Here is a 23,549-nt window from a genome sequence, read left to right as displayed (position 1 = left end):
GCGGTGCGACGGAAGTCGAAGTCAAGGAAAAGAAGGACCGCGTCGATGACGCCCTCAACGCGACCCGCGCGGCCGTGGAAGAAGGCATCGTTGCCGGCGGTGGCGTTGCCCTGCTGCGCGCTTCGGCCAACATCAAGGTGACCGGCGTCAACGCCGACCAGGCCGCCGGCATCAACATCGTTCGTCGTGCACTGCAGGCTCCGGCCCGCCAGATCGCGGCCAACGCCGGTGCGGAAGCATCGATCGTCGCCGGCAAGATCCTCGAGAACAAGGGCGCGACCTTTGGCTACAACGCCCAGACCGGCGAATATGGCGATATGATCGTCATGGGTATCGTCGATCCGGTCAAGGTCGTGCGCACGGCCCTCCAGGACGCGGCATCGGTCGCCGGCCTGCTCGTCACCACCGAAGCCATGATCGCCGAAGCTCCTAAGAAGGACTCGGCTGGCGGCGGCATGCCTGGCGGCATGGGCGGCGGCGGCATGGGCGGCATGGGCGGCATGGATTTCTAATCCAGCCATCCTCGCAAAATTATCGAAGGGCGGCCGAGAGGTCGCCCTTTTCTTTGCTGTTGAGGCTGGTGCTCCACCGCGGTTGGTTGGAACCAGCGTCAGACAGCAACAGTCTCCGCTTGCTGCGCCACCTTGCCGGCGAGCACCGCTTGCTCGATCAGGGCCCCGACCTCGTCAGCCACTGCCAGCAGCGGGGCGCGGTCGCGGGTGGCGCGGGCAATCACCATCAGGCCTTCCAGCGAAGATTCGACCAGCAGCGCCAGAGCCTGCGCGCGACGCTCCGGGATCCCTGCCCTGATGAAGGCATCCCGCAGCAAGCCTATCCATTGCTCGAAAGCCGAGCGGCAGATCTCTTCGAGGTCGGGCACGTCGTTCGGCGCATCCAGCACCACGGGCGCGATCGGGCAGCCGAGCGAAAACTCGTTGTCTTCCAGCATGCGGGCGACGGACTGGTAAATGTGGTGGACGGCGACCGCCGGATCGCTTTCCGCCGCCAGTTGGGCACCCAACCGCACGGACACATCGGCCACGCTGGCGCGCGTCACCTCGACGACCAGTTGGTCCTTGCCGCCTGGGAAATGGAAATAGAGCGAGCCGCGCGGCGCGCCGCTGGCACCCAAAATGTCGTTCAACGAAGTGCCGTGATAGCCGCGCCGCCGCAAAAGCAGTGCCGTCGCCTCGATCATTCGCGTGCGTGTGTCCGTCGCCATGTCAACCTCTGTCAGGAGTGCGCATTATAGGGCTTGCCCAGAATATGACAATCGGTCTACATAATATGTAAATCGGTCTACATATTTCGGAGGCAGTGATGCAAAAATATCGGCTGGAAGGACAGGACGGCGGCCTCGACAGACTGGTGATGCGTGAGGAAGCGGTCCTCCAGCCGGATCCACGTCAGATCCTGATGCGGGTGCGCGCCACCTCGCTCAATCGCCGTGACACGATGATCCTCAACGACACCTATCCGCTGACGCCGCGGGCCGGCGTCGTGCCGGTGAGCGATGGCGCCGGCGAAGTGGTGGCCATCGGCGATGGTGTCACCCGCTTTGCCGTCGGCGACCGCGTCACCGGCAGCTATTTCGCGCGCTGGATCGACGGCCGCATCAACGCCGGGCTCATCGACCAGCTCGGCTGCACGCTGGACGGCATGCTCGGTGAATATGCCTTGCTCGACGAGCAATGGGCGGTGCGGCTGCCTGAGCATCTCGACTGGCATGAAGCCGCGACATTCAGCTGCGCGGGGCTGACGGCCTGGAGCGCGCTGACGGGCGCCGAGGTCCCAAAACCGGGGCAATGGGTCCTGGTTATCGGCTCTGGCGGCGTCGCGCTGTTTGCGCTGCAGTTTGCCAAGCTGATGGGCTGCCGCGTGGCGGCTGTCACCTCACGCGTCGAAAAATCCGACCGGTTGCGCGCGCTCGGCGCCGACCTCGTCATCGCAACGGCCGAGACGCCGGATTGGGGCAACAAGCTGCGCGAGGCGACGGGCGGCATCGATCTGACCGTCGAGACCGGCGGGCCGGCGACCTTTACGCAATCGCTGATCGCAAGCTCCCTCTACGGACGCATCGTACTGCTGACGGTCCAGGACCAGAAGGGCAGATCGGTCGAGATCCCAGCCGCCGTCTACCAGCGCAGTCTTGTCACCATCGGCCGCGTCTTCGTCGGCAGCCGCAACGGGCTGGAGGCAATGCTCGCCGCCGTCGCGGCGCATCGCTTGAAGCCCGCCATCGACAAGGTCTTCCCGTTTACCGAAGCGCGCGAGGCATATCGGCATTTCATGCGGGGCGACGTGTTCGGCAAGGTCGTTATCGACGGCGCGTGAGCCCCTATTCATCAACCAAAGGAGAGAGCAATGACAATTCGCGACGCATCGGCCGAATGGCACGGCACGCTCAAGGAAGGATCCGGCCGGCTAAGGCTGGGCAGCGGCGTTTTCGAAGGCGCCTACTCGTTTCCGTCCCGCTTCGAGAACGGCCCCGGAACCAATCCGGAGGAACTGATCGCGGCCGCCCACGCCGGCTGCTTCTCGATGGCGCTCACCGCCATTCTCGGCAGCGAAGGTCATATCGCAAGCGATATCCACACGATCGCAAAGGTGCATCTGGGCGCCACCGCGGCCGGGCCGACGATTACCCGCATCGAGCTTGAGACGGAGGCGAACGTCGCCGGTCTCGCCGCCGCCGACTTCGAGCGGCTGGCGCAGTCGGCCAACGCGGGATGCCTCGTCTCGCGGGCGCTGGCCGGCGTCGCCGCGATCACCCTGAAAGCGAACCTCATAACTCACTAAGAACGGAAGGAGAAAATCCGATGACCCAGGAATCGATCATCGACATCGCCGCAGCCAACCGATCCGGCGAAACGGCTGAAATCATGCGGCGCTATAACGACGTGTTCCAGCGTCACGACCCCTCGGCTCTCGACGAGTTGGTGGCGCAGGACTGCGTGATCGAGAACACCACGCCGGCGCCGGACGGCGCGCGCCGCGCCGGCAAGGCAGCCTGTGTCGAACTGTGGTCGGCGATCGCCACCGCACCCGGTACGCGCTTCGACCTGGAAGAGACTTTCGTGGCCGGCGACCGCGCCACGATCCGCTGGCGCTACTGGATGGCCGACGGCAATTCGCTGCGCGGCGTCAACCTGATGCGCGTCGCGGACGGGCGGATCGTCGAGGCCATGGGTTACGTCAAGGGCTAATGCACGTCGCCCGGAAGTGTCCTCGGTTCCGGGACAACGACATGCATGAAATGAGAAGCTTACAGCAGGTCGGGCGAACCCTATTCGCCGCGACAGGCTGTAAGCCGCGCGATCACCTGTCCGCCAGTGCCAACTTGGCGCCGAGCATGACGAAGGCGCCGGCAAACGTCCGGCGCATCCAGGTCAGCACCATCGGTCGCGACACGACATGGCTGCGGATCGACGCCGCGAAGATGCCGTAGCCGACGAAGACCACGAAGGTCAAAAGCATGAAGACCGAGCTGAGCTCCAGCATCTTCGACAGTGCGTTGGGCTCGGTGGTGCTGACGAATTGCGGCAGGAAGGCGAAGAAGAAGATCGACAGTTTCGGATTGAGCACATTGACGAGGATGCCGGTGGCGATCACCTTGCCGGCCGAGCGTGGCGCCACATTGTCCTCGACGCTCAGGCCGCCCTTCTCCTTCAGCGTGTTCCAGGCCATGTAGAGCAGATAGGCGACGCCGAGATATTTCAGCGTCTCGAAAGCAACCGCACTGGTGTGCAGCAGCGCCGCCAGACCGGTGATGGCAGCGGCCATATGTGGGATGATGCCGAGCGTGCAGCCGAAGGCGGCAATGATCGAGGCCCGCGCACCGCGCGAAAGTCCGGCGCTCAGCGTGTAGAGAACGCCGGTGCCGGGCGAAGCCACGACGATCAGCGACGTCAACAGAAATTCGATGCTCACGATGATCTCCTCCAGCGCCCTGCCCTGACGCAGCCTAGCCAGCAAGCGGGGTGCGCACAAGCCACGGCATTCGCCGCCAGGAGGGCGCGCTAAACGGTGGAAAATCCGAGCGCCCGGCGCGCCATCAGGCACTCGTCATCGCCGGGCATGCAGGCACGGCAGACATCCGGTCGCATTTCGTAGATGGTGCAAGCGGTCGACTTGCCGACTTCGCCGGACAGGGCCGAACAGCGCACGCCGTCACAGCGCATACCCGACAGGTCGGCCGCCACGTATTTTTCCGGGATGCGGTCGAGCTGCGCATCGTCCTCGGTCGAAAAGCGCGGCCATTCGGCCGAATAGGAACAGCAGGCGCCGCAGCTCTGGCAATCGAACACAGGAGCGATGCCCGGTTGAGACGAAGGCAGGGTGGTCGCGGCTGCCACGGCGAACGGCTCCGAAGCAGCAACGTTGCGATCGGCGTCCCCAGGCAAGGCGCTACTTCTTCTTGCCGGTCTTGCCCTTCGGTGCGTCCGCCGGCGACTTGAACAGATCGGTCGCTGCCTCGGCCGCCTTTGGCGCGGCAACCGGCTTGGCCGGCTTTGCGGCGGAAGCCGGCGCTGCCGGCTGGTCCTTGGCGGAGAATTTTATGGCCATGTCAGTCCTCGTCGGCGAAACGCGATGATGGTGCGCGCGGATTGCGCAGGCGGCCGATCAGCGCCGAAACCGCCGTGATGTTCATTTCCTCGGGCGACCAGTTCCTGGCTTCCGCGATGTGATGCACCGCCAGCTCACGATGCGTGCTGCCGCTATAGGCGGCATCCTGATAGGTCACCCGCTCATGGGTCTTGGCGTCTTCGCGGACATATTCGATGAGGTAGTTCGGGCACTCGGCACGGCCGCGCACGCCGATGCGCACCTGGGCATCGCCATGGGCGCGCTTGCAGCGTTCGAGTTTCTCCAGCACGCGACGGACATATTCGACCGGCTTGTCGAGGGTTTCGACCATGTCGGCGATGGTCGCATCAGCGGCGATCGGCGTTGACGGTACGCGCTTGGTGGCCATCAGCGTTTTCCGGCTCGTTTCGGCAGCGACGCGAGTGCTGCGGCGGCGGCCATCTCGTCGGCCTCTTTCTCCAGCCGCAACTCGCGCAAGCGCGCGGTCTTGGCTTCCCGCGCCTGGCTGACGGCATCGCGCTCGGAAATGATGCGGTTGAGCGACATCGACTGGGTTTGCGTCTTGCTGAACAGCGACACGGCCGGATCGACGGCTGTCTTCGAATGAGCGGTCAAAATCTTTCTCCTGTCAGGAGCCTGGTGCCGATAGGGCGAGACCGGGTCTTCGGTCGGGACCATGCACAAAGCAATGCGGCAGCGGATTCAAATTGCTGGAGCGTCCCTTAGCACGTTCAGCCCAATGCGCAGCGCATTTTCAGCGGCAACAAGCGTAAAATGAAAAAGGCCAGGCACCGCCTGACCTTCCCTGGGAGCGCCGCGCATCCAACTGGATGCACAAGGCTAGCTCCTGATGGGCAGCACAAACCTTGGAAACTCAGGTCCCCATGGCCATGCGCCCGAATTCGCCATTCACCGGTGCCAGTACATCCGTGGTCACCGGGACGGCTGAATTCTTTCTTCAGGCCGCCTTCAACTGGTCGGCGGACATCTTGCCCGACTTGTTGTCGCGGACCATCTCGTAGCCGAGCTTCTGGCCCTCGACGATGTCGCGCATGCCGGCGCGTTCCACGGCCGAGATGTGGACAAAAACGTCGGCGGAGCCGTCGTCAGGCTGAATAAAACCAAAACCCTTGGTGGCGTTGAACCACTTAACTGTGCCGGTGCTCATGACGAACCCTTTCCATGGCAAATATTCGTTCGCCGCCGTGCGGATGCACAACGTCGTTTGTCTCGATTTTTGATGTGGGAAGTTCGTCAAAGGCGCGCTCGAAAGCGCGGATAACAAAAGTCAGTCAAACAAATATCGACAGATTTCTTCTACCCGTGTTTCAGCCGCCTGTCAAATATTGCGCTATCGGCCCGAAATCCGTCAGTTGAAAGCACCTCACGCGGCTAGTCCCGATCGCTGGGTAAGACCGCTTCACGGACAGCCCTATTCGTCGGGACCCGGCTCCGGCCATGTCTCCTCGGCGGCTTCGGCATACCATTGGCGCATGGCCGGTGTTGCCAGAACCGCGTCGACATAGGCCCTGGTGTCGGGCGCCAGCTCCCCGCCATAGGTGTCGAAACGGGTGACGACAGGCGCATACATGGCATCGGCCGCGGTGAAATGACCGAACAGAAACGGGCCGCCCCTGCCGTGTTTCTCACGGCACTCGCGCCACAGCGCCTCGATGCGGGCACGTTGGGCCTCGCCCTCGGCATCGAGCGGCTTGTGCCCCTTTGGCCGGCGCAAATTCATCGGCCAGCCATAGCGGACTTCGCGAAAACCGGAATGCATCTCGGTCGCCGCCGAACGCGCCAGCGCCCGGGCGCCGATATCGGCCGGCCAGAGCTTTTTCCCAGGAAAAAGGTCGGCGAGATATTCAAGGATGGCAAGGGTTTCCCAGACCATCCTGCCATCGTGATTCAAGGGCTTGTGAACCAGGACGGGCACCTGACCGGTCGGCGAAACTTTCGCCAGATTGGCAAAAGTCTCGGGCGTGCGCAGCCTCACGAATCCTTCTTCGAACGGTATCTCCAGGTGCCGCATCGCCACCCAGGGCCTGAGCGACCAGGACGAAAAGCATTTGTTGCCGATATAGAGCGTGAATTCCGACATCTGTCCCCCTTGGCGGTGTTGCTCCTTGCGCACTGCGCCGGCCGGCACCCTAGCCCGCCGGCCCGGCCGCCGAAAGGCACCGTTTGACGACACAGGGAGCGGCTGCTGGAACCGAAACCGTGCCGGCTCGTTTGCTCAAGCGAACAAGATCCGGGAGATGCGGAAATGGTGAACAAGGATCAGGTCGCCGGCGTGGCCAAGCAGGTGAAAGGCTCGGTCAAGCAAGCCGCCGGCAAGGCGACCGGCGACAGACGGACGCAGGCCGAAGGCATGGCCGACAAGGCCACAGGCAAGGTGCAGAAGGCCTACGGCGACGTGAAGGACAAGGTCAAGAAATCTGTTTGATCGCTGTGGAAGGGCCGCATCCAGCGGCCCTTTTCACGTCTTCAGCGATTTGCTGAAGGCGTTGGTGAAAATCACGTCGCCATCATCGTCGCTGGCTTGCCCCAACACGACGTCCAGGCTGTCGTCGGTGACACGTGCCAGAGCGAAGCCGCCCATGTAGGCCGCTTTCGGCTTGAAGAGATCGAGGCCGTCGCGTTGATAGATCATCGGCACCTCGTGCTGATGACCATGGAAGACGGCAACGACGTTGTAGCCCTTCAGGGCCGCCAGCAATGCCTGGCGGTCCGCATCGCTCCACCAATGCGACGCTCCCTTGCCGCCGTCGTCGAATACTCTCTTGACGGTATCCCACCGCTCCATCGAAAAACTGTCCCAGCCATAGTGCTGGAACAGGATGACCGGGCGGCCGTCCGCCGCATAGGTCGCCAGATCCTGCTTGAGCCAAGGCAGGCTGTTGTCGGCGCCATGGCCGGTGTCGCCGGCGAAACGATGGGTCTGCACCAGATGCAGGCCACCCCAGTCCCATGAATAGCAGTCGGTGTCGACGTCGTAGCTGGTGGCCGGCACCGGCGGCTTGAAGAACACGCCGGCGCGGTGATTGACCTCGACATAATCGCGCATTTCGCGCCGGTACCAGTCGACATGATGTGGCGGACCGTTCTGATCGAGGTCGTGATTGCCGAGCCCGACATAAACCGGAACATGCACGCGGTCGGGGCCCATGCCTTGCTGATAGCGCTGGCTGAACTGCAGGAGTTGGGTGCCTTCGCTGGGCTCGGTGATCTGGCCGCCGCCATCGTCGGTGATGTCACCGCCAACGGCAAGCCCGAGCGGCGTGCCGATGCGGCTGCCGGCCGACCGCAGGCCTGTGGCGACGCCGTTGATCTCGGCCGGCCACTTCTTATCACCGATGGCATTCAACGCCGCGACGTTGCGCAACAGCGCCGCGTCCGTCTTGCCTTCCTGCTGGCAATTGGGGCTCAAGCCGCTCGCCATGCGGCAGGCATGGACATCGGCGACGAACAGGAAGGTGGCGTCGACGGGCTGGATGCGCTGCCCGGTCTGACCGAGCGCCGTGCGCGGAAGCGCACTGGCCGCGGCAAGACCGGCGGCCTGCAACAGAAAACCACGGCGCGACAGCAATAGGGACGAAGGGCGATTCATCATCGGGGAATTTCAGCATGGAGAGCGGGCGGCAGTAAAGTTCAGCGGTTACGAGACGATCAAGCCATTGGCCGAGTAGCAACCGGCTTTCCACGCTCGTCGCGGCATCGGCGGCAAAGCTCGGCTGTAGCTTGCCCTCAAGTGCCGCCGAACCGCCGCAGCACTCTGCGACGTCGCCTCGCCCCCGGATCGCCCTGCGATGATGCCGCGTGGGCGGCGCTCCGCTCGAACGCCGCAAGGCAATCGCGCAACGGGCCGGCGTGCTGCTCTGTCTTGGCCAGCGACATGGCGCCGGAATAGGTGGCGATGGCAACCAGCGCAAAATGCTCGGGATCCGTGCCTTGCTCCCTGCCCTCCCGCTGGTCGGCCCTGATCTTGTCGGCGATCGCTTGGCGCCATGCCGCAAAAATGCCGGCAAGGGCAATCCGGAATTCGGGATCGGCAAGCGAGAGTTCATGCGCCAGGTTATTCAGCGGGCAGCCGCGCACGAAACCTTGCCGTTCCAGTTCGGCCGCCACGGCTTCGAACACCTGACGCACGCCTTCGCGCGCCGAAGCCGCCTGCCGCACCGGCGCTATCCACGTCTCCTCGACCGCCGCCGCCACGCGCTCGTCGATGACCGCCAGCGCCAATGCCTTCTTGGTCGGGAAATGATGATGCAGCGCGCCACCGCTGACGCCTGCCGCCGTCATCAGGTCGCCCAGGCTGGAAGCATGATAGCCGCGTGCCTGAAACGCGACTTCCGCGACATCGAGCACTTTCCTGCGCATGCCTTCGGGATCGTTGATGCGTTTGCCTCGGGCCCGCTTTGGCCGGATGTTTATCTCTGCTGACATTGCCGAAGGATAGCATGTTGACAAAACAGGGCAACCGGTCTGTTTATAAACAGGATGATCAACCTGTTTTGGAGAACGCCGGATGAAGCCGACCCCGAATGCCATGCCGAAGCCCGCTGCACTCGCCTCGCCGATCGTCGAATTGCGCCAGTACACATTGAAACCCGGCCGGCGCGAAACGTTGATCGAGATCTTCGACACGGAGTTCATCGAAAGCCAGGAAGATGCGGGGATGACGATTATTGGCCAATTCCGCGACCTCGACCGCCCCGACATGTTCGTCTGGATGCGCGGCTTCGAGAGCATGGATGCCCGAAAGGATGCTCTCGGCGCATTCTATGACGGCCCTGTATGGGCGGCGCACCGTGATGCCGCCAATGCGACGATGATCGATTCCGACGATGTGTTGCTGCTGCGACCGGCCTGGCCGGACGCCGGCTTCGATCTGTCAGAACCGCGCCGGCCAACGGCGGCCAAAAGCACAGGCGATCGGAATCGGTTGCCTGGTCTGGTTGAGATTTCGATTCATCATTTGCTGCCGGGCACCGGCGCCGACTTCGCCGGGCGTTTCCGGGCGGAGATGGTTGCGCGGCTTGCCCAGAACGGCGCGCGTCTGCTCGGCGCCTTCCTGACGGAGCCGGCCGCAAACACGTTCCCTCGACTTCCCGTGCGTGCCGGAGAAAACGTCTTCATCGCCGTTGCCGCCTTCCACAACGCCGATGCCAGCCATCGCCTCGCCGTTTCGCCGGCGTGGGGGGCGCTCGGCCAGAGCATGCAAGCCGTCAGCGCGAAGCCGGCCGAGACGTTGCGGCTGGTGCCCACGGCCCGATCGCTGTTGAGGTGATCAGCGGCCGGACAACATCCCCGAGATCGCGGAGGCGACAAAGGCCGGATCCTCCCAATGCGGATTGTGACCGCAATTTGGTGCCCAGACGAGACGGGATCCGGTCAGCGCCTCGGCCAAAGCCTGCTGGTGCGTCTCGCCGAAAAGCGGGTCGCAGGCGCCGGCGATGATCAGAGCCCTGGTCCGCACGGTTCGCGCCTCGGCTATCAGGTCCGTGATGCGGACTTCCTCCAGAATGGCGCGCCAGCGGGCCACCGGCATGGCGGAAGCTTCCTTCGCCAGGCCAGCGAGAAACGGCCGCGGCACCGAGGACCGGCAGGCATGCCACCAGTCGTAGAACGGGTCGGCCGGCGATAGCGGGTCGCGCAAATCCTGGATGCCGACCAGCAGCGGATGGTCCGGCGTGAAACCGGGCTTCAGCGCGCTGGCCAGCACGACCAGGCCGCCGATGAGGTCCGGCTGCCGCGCGGCCAATGCAATCGCCACCATGCCGCCCAGGGAATGACCGACGACGACAGGCTGGCCCAACCGCAGGTGCCGGATCAACCCGGCGATGTCCTCGGCGAAATCCGCGACGCTGCAGCCGTCGCCCGCCTGCGAGGCACCATGGCCGCGCAGATCGGGCATGATCAGCCGGCGTCCGGCCAGGTGCGGCGCCAGCAGCGAAAAGCTGCGGCTGGTATCCGTGAAACCATGAACCAGCAACAGCGGCGGCCCGGCGCCGGCGATCTCGACATAGGCGATGTCGAGATCGCCCGCATTGATCCATTGCTTGCGGCCAGCCCAGGCGTCCTGTTCCACTCCGGCAATGGGCAAGGCGTCCGGGAGTTTCACAGGCCGAGCTTTTCCTTGACGGCGGCAAGACCAGGTTTGCCATCGAAAGTCGTGACACCGGCGAGCCAGGCATCGAGGCGGTTCTTGTTCAGCGTGATCGCCTTCAGCGCCCCATCCTCCGGCTTCATGCCGTCATTGATGAGGTAGCCCATGCCGACATTCTCGAAGTCGATGTCGAAGGCTAGATTCCTGAGGAACTGCGCCACGTTCGGACATTCCTGCAGGTAGCCCTTACGGACCTGGGTCGTCACCGTCGCGGCGCCGAAATTCGGGCCGAAGAACTTGTCGCCGCCGGTCAGGTACTTGAAGTCGTACATGGTGTTCATCGGATGTGGCGCCCAGCCCTGGAAGACGATGAACTGCTTCTCCTTGATCTCGTAGCCGACCTCCGACAGCATGCCGGCTTCGCTGGACTCGACCACGTGCCAGCCATCGAGGCCGAAGGCCGGATCGGCGATGGCATCCATCATCAACTGGTTGGAGCCGGGCTCGATGCCATACATCTTCTTGCCGAACTTGTCGGCGAACTTGTGCAGGTCGGAGACGTCCTTGACCCCCGCCTCCCAGACATAGGTCGGCACGGCGAAGGTGTATTTGGCGCCGACGAGATTGACGCGCACATTCTCGATCGAGCCGTCCTTCTTGTAGGGCTCGTAATAAGTGACCATCGCCGGGTCCCAGTAGCCCAGGAACAGGTCGAGATCCCGGTTCTTCATGCCTTCGTAGATGACGTTGATGCCGAGCACCTCGCTCTGTGGCTGATAGCCGAGCGCTTGCAGGAGCACGTTGCCCACCCCCGTGGTGAAAGCGAGATCGTTCCAGCCGGGCTCGGCCATGCGGACCGCCCGGCATTGCTCGGGGTCCGCCGCCTGGGCCGCCTGCGAGGCCAAGACCAGCGCGGCAAGGCAGGCACCACTTGCAAGGATGCGCAACATTCCGTTCTCCTCGTTGCTCAAATTGACCAATCGGTCTTTTTATTGCCCCATCGGTCAATGATTGATCTCGCGGGACGAAAATGTCAACGTGGATTTGTGATGCATGGAACAATCTCGTGAAACTGAAGCGCCTTGGCGACATACGCCGCAAGGAATTGCGGCAGGCTGCCTTCGCGGTCCTGGAGCGCGAAGGCATTGCGGGGGCGACGCTGGAAAAGGTCGCTGCGCATGCCGGCGCCTCCAAAGGCATCGTGCTGCACTATTTCCGCAACAAGCAGGAATTGTTCGAGCACGCGATGCGCGAGGCCAACGCGGTCCTGTGCAATGCGGTGGTCGCAAGGCTTCGCCAGGCACGGACGTCGATGGAACGCCTGGATGCGGTGATCGAGGGAAATTTCGAGGAGCATCTCTTCCTGCCGCCTCTTTGCCATGCCTGGCTTTCGCTCTGCGCCGAGGTGCCGCGCGATGAAAAGCTGGCGCGCATCCAGAAGGTGATCCACGGGCGCATGCGCTCGAACCTGTTATCTGGCCTGCGCGGCCTCGCCTCACCCGGCGAGGCCGACGACATCGCGCTTGGCGTCACGGCCTTGATCGACGGACTTTGGCTTCGCCTCGGCCTGCAGCCGGGCAGCGTCTCGCGCGAACAGGCGATCCGGCAGGTCAAGGGCTATGTCGCCGCACGGCTGGCCACTGAAAAGCGCTCGACCGCCCACGGGTGATTTTTGCGGTGGATGGCGGATACACGGCTGGATGAAGCCTAGGTCCGGGAACCGGTCGTTTCATCGCCGTCGAGATCCCTGAAGCCGAGCGTCTCGACAGCTTCGAGGATCTGATTGCGAATCCAGCGGTGCGGTGGCTCATCGTCATGGCGGGCGTGCCAGTACATCCTGACTTCCGGCACCGCAATCGCGAACGGCGGTTGGTAGATCACGACCGGCAAGCTCTTGACCGCTGCTACCGCGAACTGCCTGGGAACGGCGGCAAGGTGGTTTCCGCTGGCTACCGCCAATGCAACGGCCTGAAAATGCGGCAAGGCGAGGCTCACCCGGCGCTTCAGCCCGATCTTGTCCAGCGCCGCGTCGGTAGAGCCCGACATCGAACCGTCGATGGAGCGAAGAACATGCGGCAATTCGCAGAAAAGCTCTATCGGCAAAGGCTCGCCGTCCGCGATCCCGGCTTGCTTGATCGCGGTATTGTCCCTCGCGGCAATGATTGCGAATGGCGAATGGAACAGTGGCGTGCTGGAGACCCAGTCGGGAACCTCCAGCGGGCGTTCGAGGGCAGCATCGATTTCATCGTCCTGGAGCAACCTCGAAACGTCGCCGCGCGCGCTGTCCAGAAAGCGAAACGACACGCCGGGCGCCATCGCCGCGATGCGCGCCGCCAGCGGCGGCATCAGCAGCATGGAGAAGAAATCCGCACCCATGAAGGTGAAGGTTCGCTCCAACCCGGCAGGATCGAAGTCCTTGCCAGTCTGGAAAACGCGTTCGATCTCGCGCAGTGCCGCGCGCACCGGCTCCGTCAGGCTTTCGGCGCGCGGGGTCGGCACCATGTCGTTGCCGCGCCGCACAAACAGCTGGTCGTTGAGGACATGACGCAGGCGATTGAGCGCCGCGCTCACGGCGGGCTGGCTCAGCCCGATCTGCTCGCCGGCGCGCGTCACGCTTCGTTCACGCAAAAGCGCACCGAGCACCCTGATGAGATTGAGGTCGAGCGCATTTAAATTCATGGCATCAATCCGCCCCATACGATCATTCGATTTCCATCGCCCGCCAATCCTTGGTCAGGTAGCCGCAGACGCCGCTCGGTCGGCACCGCAAGCACAAGGGAGAGCCGTCATGACAATGATCAACAGCACGATCGCAGGCAAGGAACTCTTCTGGTTCAACAACACACTGGTTGCCATTCGGCTCTCCTCGGCGGAGGGCGAGGACGGCATCTGTGTCGTCGAGCACCACATGCCCCATGGCGATTCTCCGCCGCTGCATGTGCATCGGCACGAGGACGAGGTGTTTCATGTCCTGGAGGGACAGCTGCGCTTTCGGATCGACGGCCACGACCAGATCGCCGGTCCTGGCGAAATCATCATCGCGCCGAAAGGCCTGCCGCACACATACAGGGTCGAATCCCAAGACGGCGCGCGCACCTTGACCATCACGCGCGGCTCCGATTTCGAGACGATGCTGCGTCAGACCAGCCGTCCCGCCCAACAGCCGCAATTGCCGCCGCTGTCGGAGCCGACGCCGCAGATGATCGAGGCTCTGGTGCGGATCTGCGCGGAAAATGGCATCGACATTGTCGGTCCGCCCTTGAGTTGAGAACGCGAAGCCGCCGATCTCTCCTGCAAGGGCTTCCAGTGGGGAGATCGGAAGCATCTTCAACCGATTTGCATCTCGGTCGCCCACATTCTCCGCTTGAAGCCCGTTGTGCAACGCGATACGCCGTTGCCGGCTTCGACAGGAGAGACCCAGTGAGCGCTGAAAAAACCAGAACCGAAACCGATACGTTCGGCCCCATCGAGGTTGCCGCCGGCCGGTATTGGGGCGCCCAGGCGCAGCGTTCGCTGGGCAATTTCAAGATCGGCTGGGAAAAGCAGCCGGCTTCGATCGTGCGCGCGCTGGGTATCGTCAAGCGGGCGGCGGCGGAAGCCAATATGGAGCTCAAGCGGCTCGATCCGGCCATCGGCAAGGCAATCATCAAGGCCGCGCAAGAGGTCATCGACGGCAAGCTCAACGACCACTTCCCGCTGGTGGTCTGGCAGACCGGTTCGGGCACGCAGTCCAACATGAACGCCAACGAAGTGATCTCGAATCGCGCGATCGAAATGCTGGGCGGCGTCATGGGCTCGAAAAAGCCGGTGCACCCCAACGACCACGTCAATATGAGCCAGTCGTCGAACGATACCTATCCGACGGCCATGCACATCGCCTGCGCCGAGCGGATCGTGCACGACCTCTTGCCGGCGCTGAAGCACCTGCATAAGGCGCTCGCCGCCAAGAGCCGGGACTTCAATCACATCATCAAGATCGGCCGCACCCACACGCAGGATGCCACGCCACTGACGCTGGGCCAGGAATTCTCCGGCTACGCGGCGCAGGTCGCATCGTCGATCAAACGCATCGAATTGACGCTGCCCGGCCTGCAGGAATTGGCGCAAGGCGGCACTGCCGTCGGCACCGGCCTCAATGCGCCGGTCGGTTTCGCCGAGCGGGTGGCCGATCGTATCGCCGCCATATCAGGCATCGCCTTCGTCACCGCGCCGAACAAGTTCGAAGCGCTGGCGGCGCACGATTCCATGGTGTTCTCGCACGGCGCCATCAACGCGGCGGCGGCGGCACTGTTCAAGATCGCCAACGACATCCGCTTTCTCGGCTCCGGCCCGCGCTCTGGCCTCGGCGAATTGTCGCTGCCGGAAAACGAGCCCGGCTCCTCGATCATGCCGGGCAAGGTCAACCCGACGCAGTGCGAGGCGATGACGCAAGTTTGCGTGCAGGTCTTCGGCAACAATGCGGCGCTGACCTTCGCCGGCAGCCAGGGCCATTTCGAACTCAATGTCTACAATCCGCTGATGGCCTACAACTTCCTCCAGTCGGTGCAGTTGCTGGCCGACGCATCGGTCTCCTTCACCGACAATTGCGTAATCGGCATCGAGGCGCGAGAGGACAATATCAAGGCGGCCCTCGACCGTTCGCTGATGCTGGTGACGGCGCTTGCGCCCACCATCGGCTATGACAACGCCGCCAAGATCGCCAAGACCGCGCACAAGAACGGCACCACGTTGCGGGAGGAAGCACTGGCAACCGGACTGGTCAGCGAGGTCGACTATGACCGCCTGGTGCGGCCGGAGGACATGACCCATCCGGGATGAAGCGATTCCAGGAAAAGTGCAAAGCGGTTTTCCGTCCGGAATTGCGTCGGACCACGGCTGACATTTTTCGGCGGGAGAATTTATTCCCGCCACCGCATCGTCCGACACAAATTTCGCGCCTCCTGCCCGATCACGGAAATGTATGTTCCGTGAACAATGTGTCACCGCATAGCTGACTTTGGTGAACAGTCGGCATCGTCTATCTGAGTGGCGATCCAAACCAATCGGAGAGCCACCATGTCCATCAACACTTCCGCCGCCGGCACCGCGTCCAACAGTTCTGTCACCATCCTGCTCGGCCGTATCCTGCTCGCAGTCATCTTCCTGCTTTCCGGATTCGGCAAACTATCCGCCATTTCCGGCACGGCCGCCTATTTCGGTGGCCTTGGCCTGCCGGCACCGACGGCGACAGCCGTCATCGTCGGCCTGATCGAGTTGCTTGGCGGCCTTGCCGTCCTCGTCGGTTTCCAGACCAGGATCGCCGCCTGGGTGCTCGCGATCTTCACGATCGCAACCGGGCTGGTCGCCCACACCGGCTGGGCCGACCAGATGCAGATGATCCAGTTTCTCAAGAACGTCGCCATCACCGGCGGCTTCCTGCTGCTGACCTCCTCGGGTGCCGGCGCGTATTCGATCGACGCCAGGCGCGGCTAAGGCTTCCCCTCCCAAGGATCCGACACAAGCGGCGCGGAATTTTCCGCGCCGCTTTTTCGTTGTGTGGTCATGGGCGTAGACTGCAATGGTCGCCGGTGACCGTGCCGGCAACGGAGGGTGCCATGGGTCGCAATGCATTGCTTATGGTTTCGCGGCTGCTGTTTGCCGTGCTGTTCGTGCCGTCCGGCTTCCAGGCGCTCGCCAACATTGCCGGGACCACCAGCTATTTCTCCGGCCTTGGCTTGCCGCTGCCCGCGCTCGCCGCCTGGGCCACCGGCATTTTCGAGTCGATCGCGGGGCTGCTGATTCTGGTCGGCTTCCAGACACGGATCGTGGCGCTGCTGCTGGCCGCCTTCTGCATCGTGGCGGGCTTCATCGGCCATTACGGCCAAGGCGCCGGCGATGCGACGCTCGCCTTCCTGCACCAGCAGATGCTGATGAAGGACATCGCCATCGCGGGCGGCTTCCTGGCGCTTGCCATGGCCGGCGCCGGCGCATGGTCGGCCGACGGGCGAGGCTTCGGCATCGGCGCCGACGTGACTTGACTATTTGACCGACACGCTCTGCCCGCCCTCGATCGCCAGTTCCAGGCGGCGGTTGGTGATGCGCGCCAGCTGCGCCAGCCGGCCGGCCGGGCGCTCGCCGTAGAGGTCGGAAAGCGAAGCCGGCAGCACCAGCGCCAGCGCGCCGTTGGGGCGAGTTTCCCATTTCAGCCTCGGCATGATGCCAGGCATCGCGGCCGTCAGCAGGTAGACGACGCGCATCATCGCCGCCAGCACGCGGGCGCGCTCCAACAGCCGCGGCGGCGCCAGCGCCTTGATTTCGGGCGCCACCAATTCATTGAAGACGCCGTCATGACGGTAGGCGTTGGTCAGCGCCAGATAGGCGCGGCCGGGATGATCGACACCGATGAAGGACGCATGCGCGATGATGTTGAGCGACTGCTTGCCGCGATATTCCGGATGAGCGCGCCAACCGATATCGGCGAGCAGGCAGGCGGCGTGGCGATAGCGCGCTTCGTCTTCCGTCTCGTCGATGCCGAACGCCTTGAAGGCCTTGCCTGTCCATTCGACCAGATCATGCGCGTGATGGACCGAACGCGAGCGCAGAAGCGCAAGCTCCTCGGCGGCCGAGATCAGCGGATCGGCCTTCTGCTCGGCCGCGTCGAGCAGCGAATAGAGAAAACCTTCGCGCACGCCTTGCGCCGAAACGACAATCCTGGACGGCTGCATCGCCGTCATGATTTCCTGCAGCACGAGGGCGCCGTATGGCAGCAGCGAGCGGCGGTTCTTGGACACACCCTCGATACCCCTCACCTTTTCGACCTCGCCCCTGGCTACCTGCTTGAGGAAGGTTTGAGCACTTTCGGCCGATATTTCGTAGTGGTGCATGACGCCGAGCGGATAGTTGTTCATCTCCATGTGCAGCCTGGCAAGATTTCGCCAGGTGCCGCCGACAGCGTAAAAAGTCCTGCCCTGCCCACCCTTCAAGAGCTTGGCCCGGGCCAATTCCTGGCGCGCGATCTTCTGCGCCTGGACGAGCGAGTTCTTCGCCATGTCCTGCAGGCGCAGGCCGCCAAGCGGCAGCGTGATGCCGTCGCCGATCGCCTCGCCGTCGATGTCGATAAGCTCCAGGCTGCCGCCGCCAAGGTCGCCGGCAATGCCGTTGGCCGGATGGAAACCGGAGATGACGCCAAGCGCGGAGTAATGCGCTTCCTGGCGGCCGGAGAGCACGCGGATTTCGGTCTTGAGCACATCCTCGGCCCGATGGATGAAATCGGGACCGTTGATCGCCTCGCGGGCGGCGGCGGTCGCCAGCACGTACATGTGTTCGGCACCGGCCTGATCGGAGAGCGCGCGGAAACGGCGAAACTCCTCCATCGAGCGCGCCACCCCCTCGGGGTCGAGCTTCCCCGTCGACACGATGCCGCGGCCGAGGCCCGCCAGCATCTTTTCGTTGAACAGCGTGGTCGGCGAACGCGCCAGCCCCTCATAGACGACAAGACGGATCGAATTGGATCCGATGTCGATGATGGACAGCGGTCGGCGGTCCTGCAGCCGGCCCTGGGAATTGGACAGCATCAGGTGGTGGCGTTCTTCTTGCGGCGCTTGAACTGCGCGATACGCTTGGGCGCATGCGACTTCAGCGCGTCACCCCGTCCCGACAGGCTCGGATTGGTCATGAAATATTCCTGCGCGTTGAACGGTTCCTCGCCCTCCTCCAGCACCACGCGCCGGGAGGTTCCATCAGCCAATACGTCGAAACTTTGCTGATTGTCCATGATGTTGCCGAGCATGATCTGGCCCAGAATCTGTTCATGCACAGTTGGATTGGTGATCGGCACCATGGTCTCGACGCGGCGGTCGAGATTGCGCGGCATCAGGTCCGCCGAGGAGATGTAGACAATCGCCTCGTCCGAGGGAAGGCCATGGCCGTTGCCGAAGCAATAGATGCGGCTGTGCTCGAGGAACCGGCCGACGATCGACTTGACCCTGATGTTCTCCGACAGGCCCGGCACCTGCGGCCGCAGACAGCATATGCCGCGCACGACAAGGTCGATTTCCACACCGACGCGGCTGGCGTCGTAGAGCGCATCGATGATGATGGGATCGACGAGCGCGTTCATCTTCATCCAGATGCGCGCCGGCCGTCCCTCCAACGCATGGGTGACCTCGTCTGAAATGTGCTTGAGGATGCGGCTCCTCAGCGTGAACGGCGAGATCGCCAGCCGCATTTCGGCGGTCGGCTCAGCATAGCCGGTGATGAAATTGAACAGCTGGGCGACGTCGCGGGCGATCGTCGGATCGGTGGTGAAGAAGGAAAGGTCGGTGTAGATGCGCGCCGTCACCGGATGGTAGTTGCCGGTGCCGAGATGGACGTAGTTGCGCAGCTTGCCGTCCTCGCGCCGCACCACCAGCGACATCTTGGCGTGGGTCTTCAGTTCGAGGAAACCGAACACGACCTGCACGCCGGCGCGTTCGAGATCGCGCGCCCAGCGAATGTTGGCCTCCTCGTCGAAACGGGCCTTGAGCTCGACCAGCGCCGTCACCGACTTGCCGGCCTCGGCCGCGTCGACAAGCGCACGCACGATCGGGCTGTCATTGGAGGTGCGATAGAGCGTCTGCTTGATCGCCACCACTTCGGGGTCAGCCATTGCCTGGCGCAGGAATTGCACCACCACGTCGAACGACTCGTAGGGGTGATGGACGACGATGTCCTTCTCGCGGATGGCGGCAAAACAGTCGCCGCCATGCTCGCGGATGCGCTCGGGAAAGCGCGGATTGTAGGGTGTGAATTTCAGGTCATCGCGGGGAACGGAGACGATCTCGGATATCTGGCTGAGCGCCAGCGGGCCCGTGAGGACGCTGATGCGGCTGGACGAGACACCAAGCTCGCCGGCGACGAAATCGCGCAATTCTCCCGGCATCAACATGTCGAATTCGATGCGGATGACCGAACCGCGGCGGCGACGCTTCAGCGCGGTTTCGAACAACCGCACCAGGTCTTCCGATTCTTCCTCGACCTCGATGTCGCTGTCGCGGATGATGCGGAACGTGCCGGAGCCCTTGACCTCGTAGCCTGGGAACAGCTTTCCGATGTAAAGGCCGACCGCCTCTTCCAGCGGAATGAAGCGGACATGGCTCTTGCGGTCCGGCAGGCGGATAAAGCGCTTCAGCGCCACCGGCAGGCGCAGCAGCGCGCTCATCTCCTCGCCATTCTTGCGGTGGCGAAGCTGCAGCGCCATCGAGAAGCCCAGATTGGGAATGAACGGGAACGGATGCGCCGGGTCGATCGACAGCGGCGTAAGCACCGGAAACACCTGGTCCTGGAAATGCTCTTCCAGCCAAGCCTTCTCGTCCTTGGTCAGCGCATCACGGGTGATGCTCTCGATGCCTTCCTTGTTGAGCAGCACCGTGAGTGCCGAAAGGCTCTTCTGCTGGTCCTCCTGCAGCCGCTCGACCTCACGCAGCAATTGTTCGAGCTGCTGCTCTGGGGTGCGTCCGTCCGGGCTCTTCAGCACGATGCCCTCGCGCACCTGGCCGGCAAGGCCGGCGACGCGCACCATGAAGAACTCGTCGAGATTGGCGGCCGAGATCGACAGGAAGCGGACGCGCTCCAGCAGCGGGTGATGGGTGTTCAGCGATTCTTCGAGAACGCGGCGATTGAACTGCAACCAGGAGAACTCGCGGTTGACGAAACGGTCCGGATTGCCTTCCGGGCTGGCTGCCGTGATGTTGTTGAATTCGCTCTGTACCGGCTTCAGTTCGTTCATGATTCCTGCTCTTCCGCCCGCCTCGGCCGGTTAACCGGCTTAACTTATCCTGTGGCAGGCTTTTGCGACAGTTCTCTGACAGGCTTTTGCGACAGTTTGATTTCATCGAACTTGCAAAGAGGTTTGATATGATCCAGATGCAGAAGAGACTGCGTTAAGGAGACGACGATGGCAGGCGGTTCCATTCCCCATTTCCAGAACGATGCGGGCCATCCGGCAATCGACATCGGGGTCAAGGAATTCATGTGCACGGGCGCCAACCCGCCTTTCGATCATCCGCACGTGTTTCTTGACATGGGCGACGACAATGAGAAAGTCTGCCCCTACTGCTCGACCCTCTACCGCTATTCGCCGAAGCTGAAGGCGCCGGAAACGCTGCCGGCGGGCTGCCTCTACATCGACCAGGCCGCCTGACCTCCCGATCATGAGCGAGACGCGGTCCCGGCAGGTCGTGATTGCCGGGGCTGGCATCGCCGGGCTGACGGCGGCGATCGCCTTCGCCGAACGCGGCTACCCCGTGAGGGTGTTCGAACAGGCCAAGCGCCTCGAAGCGGCCGGCGCGGGCATCCAGCTCTCGCCAAACGCGACGCGCATTCTGCGCCGGCTTGGCGTCCTCGACACGCTTCTTGTCAATGCCGTCAAGCCGGAAGCCGTGGTGCTGAAGGACGCCGCGAGCCTGCGCCAACTGGCACGCGTACCGCTTGGCGGCGCCGGCGAGGAACGCTGGGGCGCGCCCTATCTCGTGGCGCACCGGGCGGATCTGCAAGACGCCCTGATGGCGCGCGTCGCACAAATGCCCGATATCCAGCTCACCACCGGCGCGCGCGTCGGCAACATCGCCGCCGGCACGCACGGCGTCACCGTGACCGCCGAGGTGGACGGCAAGCCCGTCCAGGCGGCGGGTTTCCTGTTGGTTGGCGCCGACGGCGTCTGGTCGTCGGTGCGGAGGCTTGCCGGCCCAGGCGGTGGAGCCGGCCTCGCGAACAGCCAATTCTCCGGCGAACTGGCCTGGCGCGCGACGGTAAGCGCGGACAGTGAAGCCGGGCGAGCCTTTGCCGCGATCGGCGCCCCCGACTGCGTCACCACCTTCCTGCACCCCGGCTTTCATTTGGTGGCCTATCCCGTGAGCAAGGGTGACGCGTTCAATCTTGTCGCTTTCACCAAAGGCGAGCGCATTGCCGAGGGCTGGTCCGGACACACCGATCCCGGCATCCTCGCCAGCGCCATGCGTGGCACGGCCGCAGGCCTTGCAAGACTGGTGGAATTGGCTGGCCCATGGCTGACCTGGCCACTCCATACAGTCGATCGGAAGCAGCCCTGGACGATGCCAGCCGGCATCGCGCTGATCGGCGACGCCGCGCATGCGATGACCCCGTTCGCGGCGCAAGGTGCTGCCATGGCGATCGAGGATGCCGCAATGCTTGCCGATATCATTGCCGACTTCCCCGGCGACCTGACGCAAAGCCTCACCATGTGGGAGAAGCTGAGACGACCGCGCATCGAAAAGGTGCTGAAACGCGGCGCGCTCAACCGCCTCGCCTGGCACGCCCGGGGACCGGTGGCATTGGCGCGCAATCTGCTCCTGGCGACGCGGCCGGGAGAGAAGCTCGCGGCGGATTTGGATTGGCTTTACGGGTGGGAACAGCAGAACATCATGAAGCGGCCCGACGATCCGCCGCCTTGACGTAATGACTATTTGTAGTTACATTTTTGCGGTTACAAAGCATGGTAGAACTGCGATTTGAATGGGACTTTGAGAAGGCCAGGTCGAATCTGCGCAAACATGGTGTGAGTTTCGAGACGGCCATTCGCGTTTTCACCGATCCCTTTGCGCTGACCGAGCAGGACAGAGTCGAGGACGGCGAGTACCGATGGCAAACAACAGGCGTAGTCGAGGGTTTCCTTGTGCTGTTGGTCGCCCATGCCGATCGAGAAGAAGACGGGATAGACGTGATCCGCATCATTTCCGCGCGGAGGGCTACAACAACGGAAAAGAGACGTTATGCGCAAAATCGTTCGATATAAGTTTGACCCGACAAATCCGCCTCCCTTGACGGAAGCTCAGAAGGCGGAAATCGCAGCGCTGAGGGCGCTACCCGAAGGCAATGTCGATACAAGCGATATTCCCGAATTGACCGAAGATTTCTGGCAGAACGCTGTTCGAAATCCCTATTTCAAGCCAATTAAGCAGCAGCTAACGCTTCGTCTCGATTCCGATCTTGTCGCTTGGTTCAAAACACGCTCGCCGGACGGTCGCGGCTATCAGAGCGCGATCAATAAAGCACTGCGCGAATATGTTGCGAAACAGGATCGCAAGGCCGGCTGATCGAGCCGAACGATCTCTCAATTATACAGCCGCATCGACAACCCAAGCGATGCCGGCAGCGGGTTCCACCAGCCGGTGCGCAGGCCGGCGGTGCGCAGTGCCGCCGCCGTCCAGGTGTTGCAGCCGATCAGCGCATTGAAACGGCCATTGGCCTCATAAAAACGGTCGAAATTGGAGTAGGCGGCATTATCGATGATGATCGGGCCGCTCGGTCCCTGCTGAAAACTCGCTTCGATGAAGTCGAGCAATGCGGCGAAACGGTCCTTGTCCACGTCGAAGCCGGCGACATCGGGGTGCGCCTCGGTGATATCGCCAGCGACGTCGACATGCATGACCGACGCGTCGAGCGTCAGCGCCTTGAATACGGGCAGCGCCTTCACTTGCGACCATGTCGGCGTTTCCAGGTAAAAGGCCCGCCCACCCCAGCCGAAGACGATGTAGCGCACTTCAGGTGCGTCCGAAGGCAGGCCGCCATCGGTCAGGAAACGGAAGCGCCGGCGCATCTCGTCGTCCACCGGAATGGCGATGTCGGTGTGGATCGCGTTCTTCAGCACCAATATGCGCCGCATGCCCTCACCCGCGGCGGCCGCCGGCCAGAGCGGCCGCGGCACCAGCGTGCCGAGCGCCACGGCGAGCACCACTGCCGCAACCAGCAGGGCCAGGAAACGCAGGAGTTTTCTCATCGGTGCGGCTTCGCGATTCCGTTCGCGGCTCAATGGAGAAGATCATTACCCGACGAGCCAGACGCAAAAAAGCCCGGCAATGGCGCGGCCGAGCTTTTT

31 protein-coding genes are annotated in these 23,549 nt (G+C 63.2%); 15 read left to right on the top strand and 16 right to left on the bottom strand.

Annotation, left to right across the window (positions count from 1 at the left end; genetic code table 11):
* A partial coding sequence (locus tag O7B34_RS15155; RefSeq protein ID WP_337146786.1) for a TCP-1/cpn60 chaperonin family protein occupies positions 1–512 on the top strand: 512 nt, incomplete at its 5' end.
* Between the two features lie 98 nt (positions 513–610).
* Here O7B34_RS15155 and O7B34_RS15150 read toward each other — a convergent pair.
* The gene (locus tag O7B34_RS15150; protein ID WP_337146785.1) at positions 611–1,222 is read right to left on the bottom strand and encodes a TetR/AcrR family transcriptional regulator; all 612 of its coding nucleotides are present in this window, start codon (positions 1,220–1,222) and stop codon (positions 611–613) included.
* Positions 1,223–1,320: 98 nt separating this feature from the next.
* On the opposite strand from O7B34_RS15150, the gene O7B34_RS15145 reads away from it, so the two are divergent.
* From O7B34_RS15145 to O7B34_RS15135, 3 genes are read left to right on the top strand one after another with little or no spacing between them, the layout of a single operon-like run.
* Complete coding sequence (locus O7B34_RS15145) at positions 1,321–2,334, top strand: zinc-dependent alcohol dehydrogenase family protein (RefSeq protein WP_337146783.1); 1,014 nt, start codon at positions 1,321–1,323, stop codon at positions 2,332–2,334.
* Positions 2,335–2,364: 30 nt separating this feature from the next.
* Positions 2,365–2,799, top strand: a complete 435-nt coding sequence (locus O7B34_RS15140) for an OsmC family protein (RefSeq protein WP_337146782.1) — start codon at positions 2,365–2,367, stop codon at positions 2,797–2,799.
* A gap of 20 nt (positions 2,800–2,819) precedes the next feature.
* The gene (locus O7B34_RS15135; RefSeq protein ID WP_337146780.1) at positions 2,820–3,206 is read left to right on the top strand and encodes a nuclear transport factor 2 family protein; all 387 of its coding nucleotides are present in this window, start codon (positions 2,820–2,822) and stop codon (positions 3,204–3,206) included.
* 112 nt (positions 3,207–3,318) lie between these two features.
* Here the strand turns inward: O7B34_RS15135 and O7B34_RS15130 are convergent, their stop codons facing one another.
* From O7B34_RS15130 to O7B34_RS15100, 7 genes are all read right to left on the bottom strand, one after another.
* Positions 3,319–3,930 carry a LysE family translocator gene (locus O7B34_RS15130; protein ID WP_023766446.1) on the bottom strand — a complete coding sequence of 204 codons (612 nt, stop codon included), beginning with the start codon at positions 3,928–3,930 and terminating at the stop codon, positions 3,319–3,321.
* Between the two features lie 89 nt (positions 3,931–4,019).
* Positions 4,020–4,355 (bottom strand): YkgJ family cysteine cluster protein, encoded by a 336-nt coding sequence (locus O7B34_RS15125; RefSeq protein WP_337146777.1) that lies wholly within the window; start codon positions 4,353–4,355, stop codon positions 4,020–4,022.
* Positions 4,356–4,407: 52 nt separating this feature from the next.
* A complete protein-coding gene (locus O7B34_RS15120; protein WP_140507392.1) occupies positions 4,408–4,566 on the bottom strand; it encodes a hypothetical protein in 159 nt (52 codons plus the stop codon).
* A 1-nt stretch (position 4,567) separates the two neighbouring features.
* On the bottom strand, positions 4,568–4,975 hold the full coding sequence (locus O7B34_RS15115; protein ID WP_027144452.1) for a hypothetical protein: 408 nt from the start codon (positions 4,973–4,975) through the stop codon (positions 4,568–4,570).
* Positions 4,975–5,202, bottom strand: coding sequence for a hypothetical protein (locus tag O7B34_RS15110; protein WP_337142861.1), 228 nt, complete (start codon positions 5,200–5,202; stop codon positions 4,975–4,977). Before O7B34_RS15110 ends, O7B34_RS15115 begins: the two co-directional genes overlap by 1 nt.
* Before the next feature lie 343 nt (positions 5,203–5,545).
* Positions 5,546–5,755, bottom strand: coding sequence for a cold-shock protein (locus tag O7B34_RS15105; protein ID WP_010915421.1), 210 nt, complete (start codon positions 5,753–5,755; stop codon positions 5,546–5,548).
* A 264-nt stretch (positions 5,756–6,019) separates the two neighbouring features.
* Positions 6,020–6,688, bottom strand: a complete 669-nt coding sequence (locus O7B34_RS15100) for a glutathione S-transferase family protein (RefSeq protein WP_337146776.1) — start codon at positions 6,686–6,688, stop codon at positions 6,020–6,022.
* A 165-nt stretch (positions 6,689–6,853) separates the two neighbouring features.
* Between O7B34_RS15100 and O7B34_RS15095 the strand changes: the two genes are divergently transcribed.
* Positions 6,854–7,033, top strand: coding sequence for a CsbD family protein (locus O7B34_RS15095; protein WP_337146774.1), 180 nt, complete (start codon positions 6,854–6,856; stop codon positions 7,031–7,033).
* Positions 7,034–7,066: 33 nt separating this feature from the next.
* On the opposite strand, the gene O7B34_RS15090 is transcribed toward O7B34_RS15095, so the two are convergent.
* Both O7B34_RS15090 and O7B34_RS15085 read right to left on the bottom strand, forming a co-directional pair.
* A complete protein-coding gene (locus tag O7B34_RS15090) occupies positions 7,067–8,200 on the bottom strand; it encodes a metallophosphoesterase (RefSeq protein WP_337146772.1) in 1,134 nt (377 codons plus the stop codon).
* A 134-nt stretch (positions 8,201–8,334) separates the two neighbouring features.
* Positions 8,335–8,967, bottom strand: coding sequence for a TetR/AcrR family transcriptional regulator (locus O7B34_RS15085; protein WP_337146771.1), 633 nt, complete (start codon positions 8,965–8,967; stop codon positions 8,335–8,337).
* A gap of 148 nt (positions 8,968–9,115) precedes the next feature.
* Between O7B34_RS15085 and O7B34_RS15080 the strand changes: the two genes are divergently transcribed.
* A complete protein-coding gene (locus O7B34_RS15080; protein WP_337146770.1) occupies positions 9,116–9,877 on the top strand; it encodes an NIPSNAP family protein in 762 nt (253 codons plus the stop codon).
* Here O7B34_RS15080 and O7B34_RS15075 read toward each other — a convergent pair whose 3' ends face one another.
* On the bottom strand, positions 9,878–10,711 hold the full coding sequence (locus O7B34_RS15075) for an alpha/beta fold hydrolase (protein ID WP_337146769.1): 834 nt from the start codon (positions 10,709–10,711) through the stop codon (positions 9,878–9,880).
* Entirely contained in the window at positions 10,708–11,646 is a 939-nt protein-coding gene (choX, locus tag O7B34_RS15070) for a choline ABC transporter substrate-binding protein (RefSeq protein WP_337142868.1), read from the bottom strand. Before choX ends, O7B34_RS15075 begins: the two co-directional genes overlap by 4 nt.
* Before the next feature lie 80 nt (positions 11,647–11,726).
* Here choX and betI point away from each other — a divergent pair, with 80 nt between their 5' ends.
* Positions 11,727–12,365, top strand: a complete 639-nt coding sequence (gene betI / locus O7B34_RS15065) for a choline-binding transcriptional repressor BetI (protein WP_337146768.1) — start codon at positions 11,727–11,729, stop codon at positions 12,363–12,365.
* A gap of 38 nt (positions 12,366–12,403) precedes the next feature.
* Here the strand turns inward: betI and O7B34_RS15060 are convergent, their stop codons facing one another.
* A complete protein-coding gene (locus tag O7B34_RS15060) occupies positions 12,404–13,375 on the bottom strand; it encodes a LysR family transcriptional regulator (protein ID WP_337146767.1) in 972 nt (323 codons plus the stop codon).
* 109 nt (positions 13,376–13,484) lie between these two features.
* Here O7B34_RS15060 and O7B34_RS15055 point away from each other — a divergent pair, with 109 nt between their 5' ends.
* From O7B34_RS15055 to O7B34_RS15040, 4 genes are all read left to right on the top strand, one after another.
* Complete coding sequence (locus O7B34_RS15055; RefSeq protein WP_337146766.1) at positions 13,485–13,964, top strand: cupin domain-containing protein; 480 nt, start codon at positions 13,485–13,487, stop codon at positions 13,962–13,964.
* A 152-nt stretch (positions 13,965–14,116) separates the two neighbouring features.
* Positions 14,117–15,514: a class II fumarate hydratase gene (gene fumC, locus O7B34_RS15050; RefSeq protein WP_337146765.1), complete on the top strand. Its 1,398-nt coding sequence runs from the start codon at positions 14,117–14,119 to the stop codon at positions 15,512–15,514.
* Between the two features lie 237 nt (positions 15,515–15,751).
* Complete coding sequence (locus O7B34_RS15045; RefSeq protein ID WP_337146764.1) at positions 15,752–16,168, top strand: DoxX family protein; 417 nt, start codon at positions 15,752–15,754, stop codon at positions 16,166–16,168.
* A 122-nt stretch (positions 16,169–16,290) separates the two neighbouring features.
* Positions 16,291–16,713, top strand: a complete 423-nt coding sequence (locus O7B34_RS15040; protein ID WP_337146763.1) for a DoxX family protein — start codon at positions 16,291–16,293, stop codon at positions 16,711–16,713.
* On the opposite strand, the gene ppx is transcribed toward O7B34_RS15040, so the two are convergent.
* Both ppx and O7B34_RS15030 read right to left on the bottom strand, forming a co-directional pair.
* Positions 16,714–18,249: an exopolyphosphatase gene (gene ppx, locus O7B34_RS15035; RefSeq protein ID WP_337146761.1), complete on the bottom strand. Its 1,536-nt coding sequence runs from the start codon at positions 18,247–18,249 to the stop codon at positions 16,714–16,716.
* Positions 18,249–20,441, bottom strand: a complete 2,193-nt coding sequence (locus O7B34_RS15030) for an RNA degradosome polyphosphate kinase (RefSeq protein WP_337146760.1) — start codon at positions 20,439–20,441, stop codon at positions 18,249–18,251. The genes ppx and O7B34_RS15030 overlap by 1 nt, the downstream gene beginning before the upstream one ends.
* A gap of 168 nt (positions 20,442–20,609) precedes the next feature.
* Here O7B34_RS15030 and O7B34_RS15025 point away from each other — a divergent pair, with 168 nt between their 5' ends.
* Genes O7B34_RS15025 through O7B34_RS15010 form a run of 4 tightly spaced genes read left to right on the top strand, consistent with a single transcriptional unit; the run spans position 20,610 to position 22,767 of the window.
* Positions 20,610–20,855, top strand: a complete 246-nt coding sequence (locus O7B34_RS15025) for a zinc-finger domain-containing protein (RefSeq protein ID WP_337146759.1) — start codon at positions 20,610–20,612, stop codon at positions 20,853–20,855.
* A gap of 10 nt (positions 20,856–20,865) precedes the next feature.
* A complete protein-coding gene (locus O7B34_RS15020; RefSeq protein WP_337146758.1) occupies positions 20,866–22,125 on the top strand; it encodes an FAD-dependent monooxygenase in 1,260 nt (419 codons plus the stop codon).
* Between the two features lie 41 nt (positions 22,126–22,166).
* The gene (locus O7B34_RS15015) at positions 22,167–22,466 is read left to right on the top strand and encodes a BrnT family toxin (protein WP_337146757.1); all 300 of its coding nucleotides are present in this window, start codon (positions 22,167–22,169) and stop codon (positions 22,464–22,466) included.
* On the top strand, positions 22,444–22,767 hold the full coding sequence (locus O7B34_RS15010; RefSeq protein ID WP_337146756.1) for a BrnA antitoxin family protein: 324 nt from the start codon (positions 22,444–22,446) through the stop codon (positions 22,765–22,767). Before O7B34_RS15015 ends, O7B34_RS15010 begins: the two co-directional genes overlap by 23 nt.
* 17 nt (positions 22,768–22,784) lie before the next feature.
* On the opposite strand, the gene O7B34_RS15005 is transcribed toward O7B34_RS15010, so the two are convergent.
* A complete protein-coding gene (locus O7B34_RS15005; protein ID WP_337146755.1) occupies positions 22,785–23,450 on the bottom strand; it encodes a TIGR02117 family protein in 666 nt (221 codons plus the stop codon).
* Positions 23,451–23,549 lie beyond the last annotated feature (99 nt).

Origin of the sequence: Mesorhizobium sp. Cs1299R1N3 (genome assembly GCF_037179625.1) — a bacterium.
In the GTDB taxonomy this organism is placed as follows: Bacteria; Pseudomonadota; Alphaproteobacteria; order Rhizobiales; family Rhizobiaceae; genus Mesorhizobium; species Mesorhizobium salmacidum.
The sequence above is the reverse complement of the archived record's forward strand: the minus strand, read 5'-3'. Positions and strand labels throughout refer to the sequence as shown.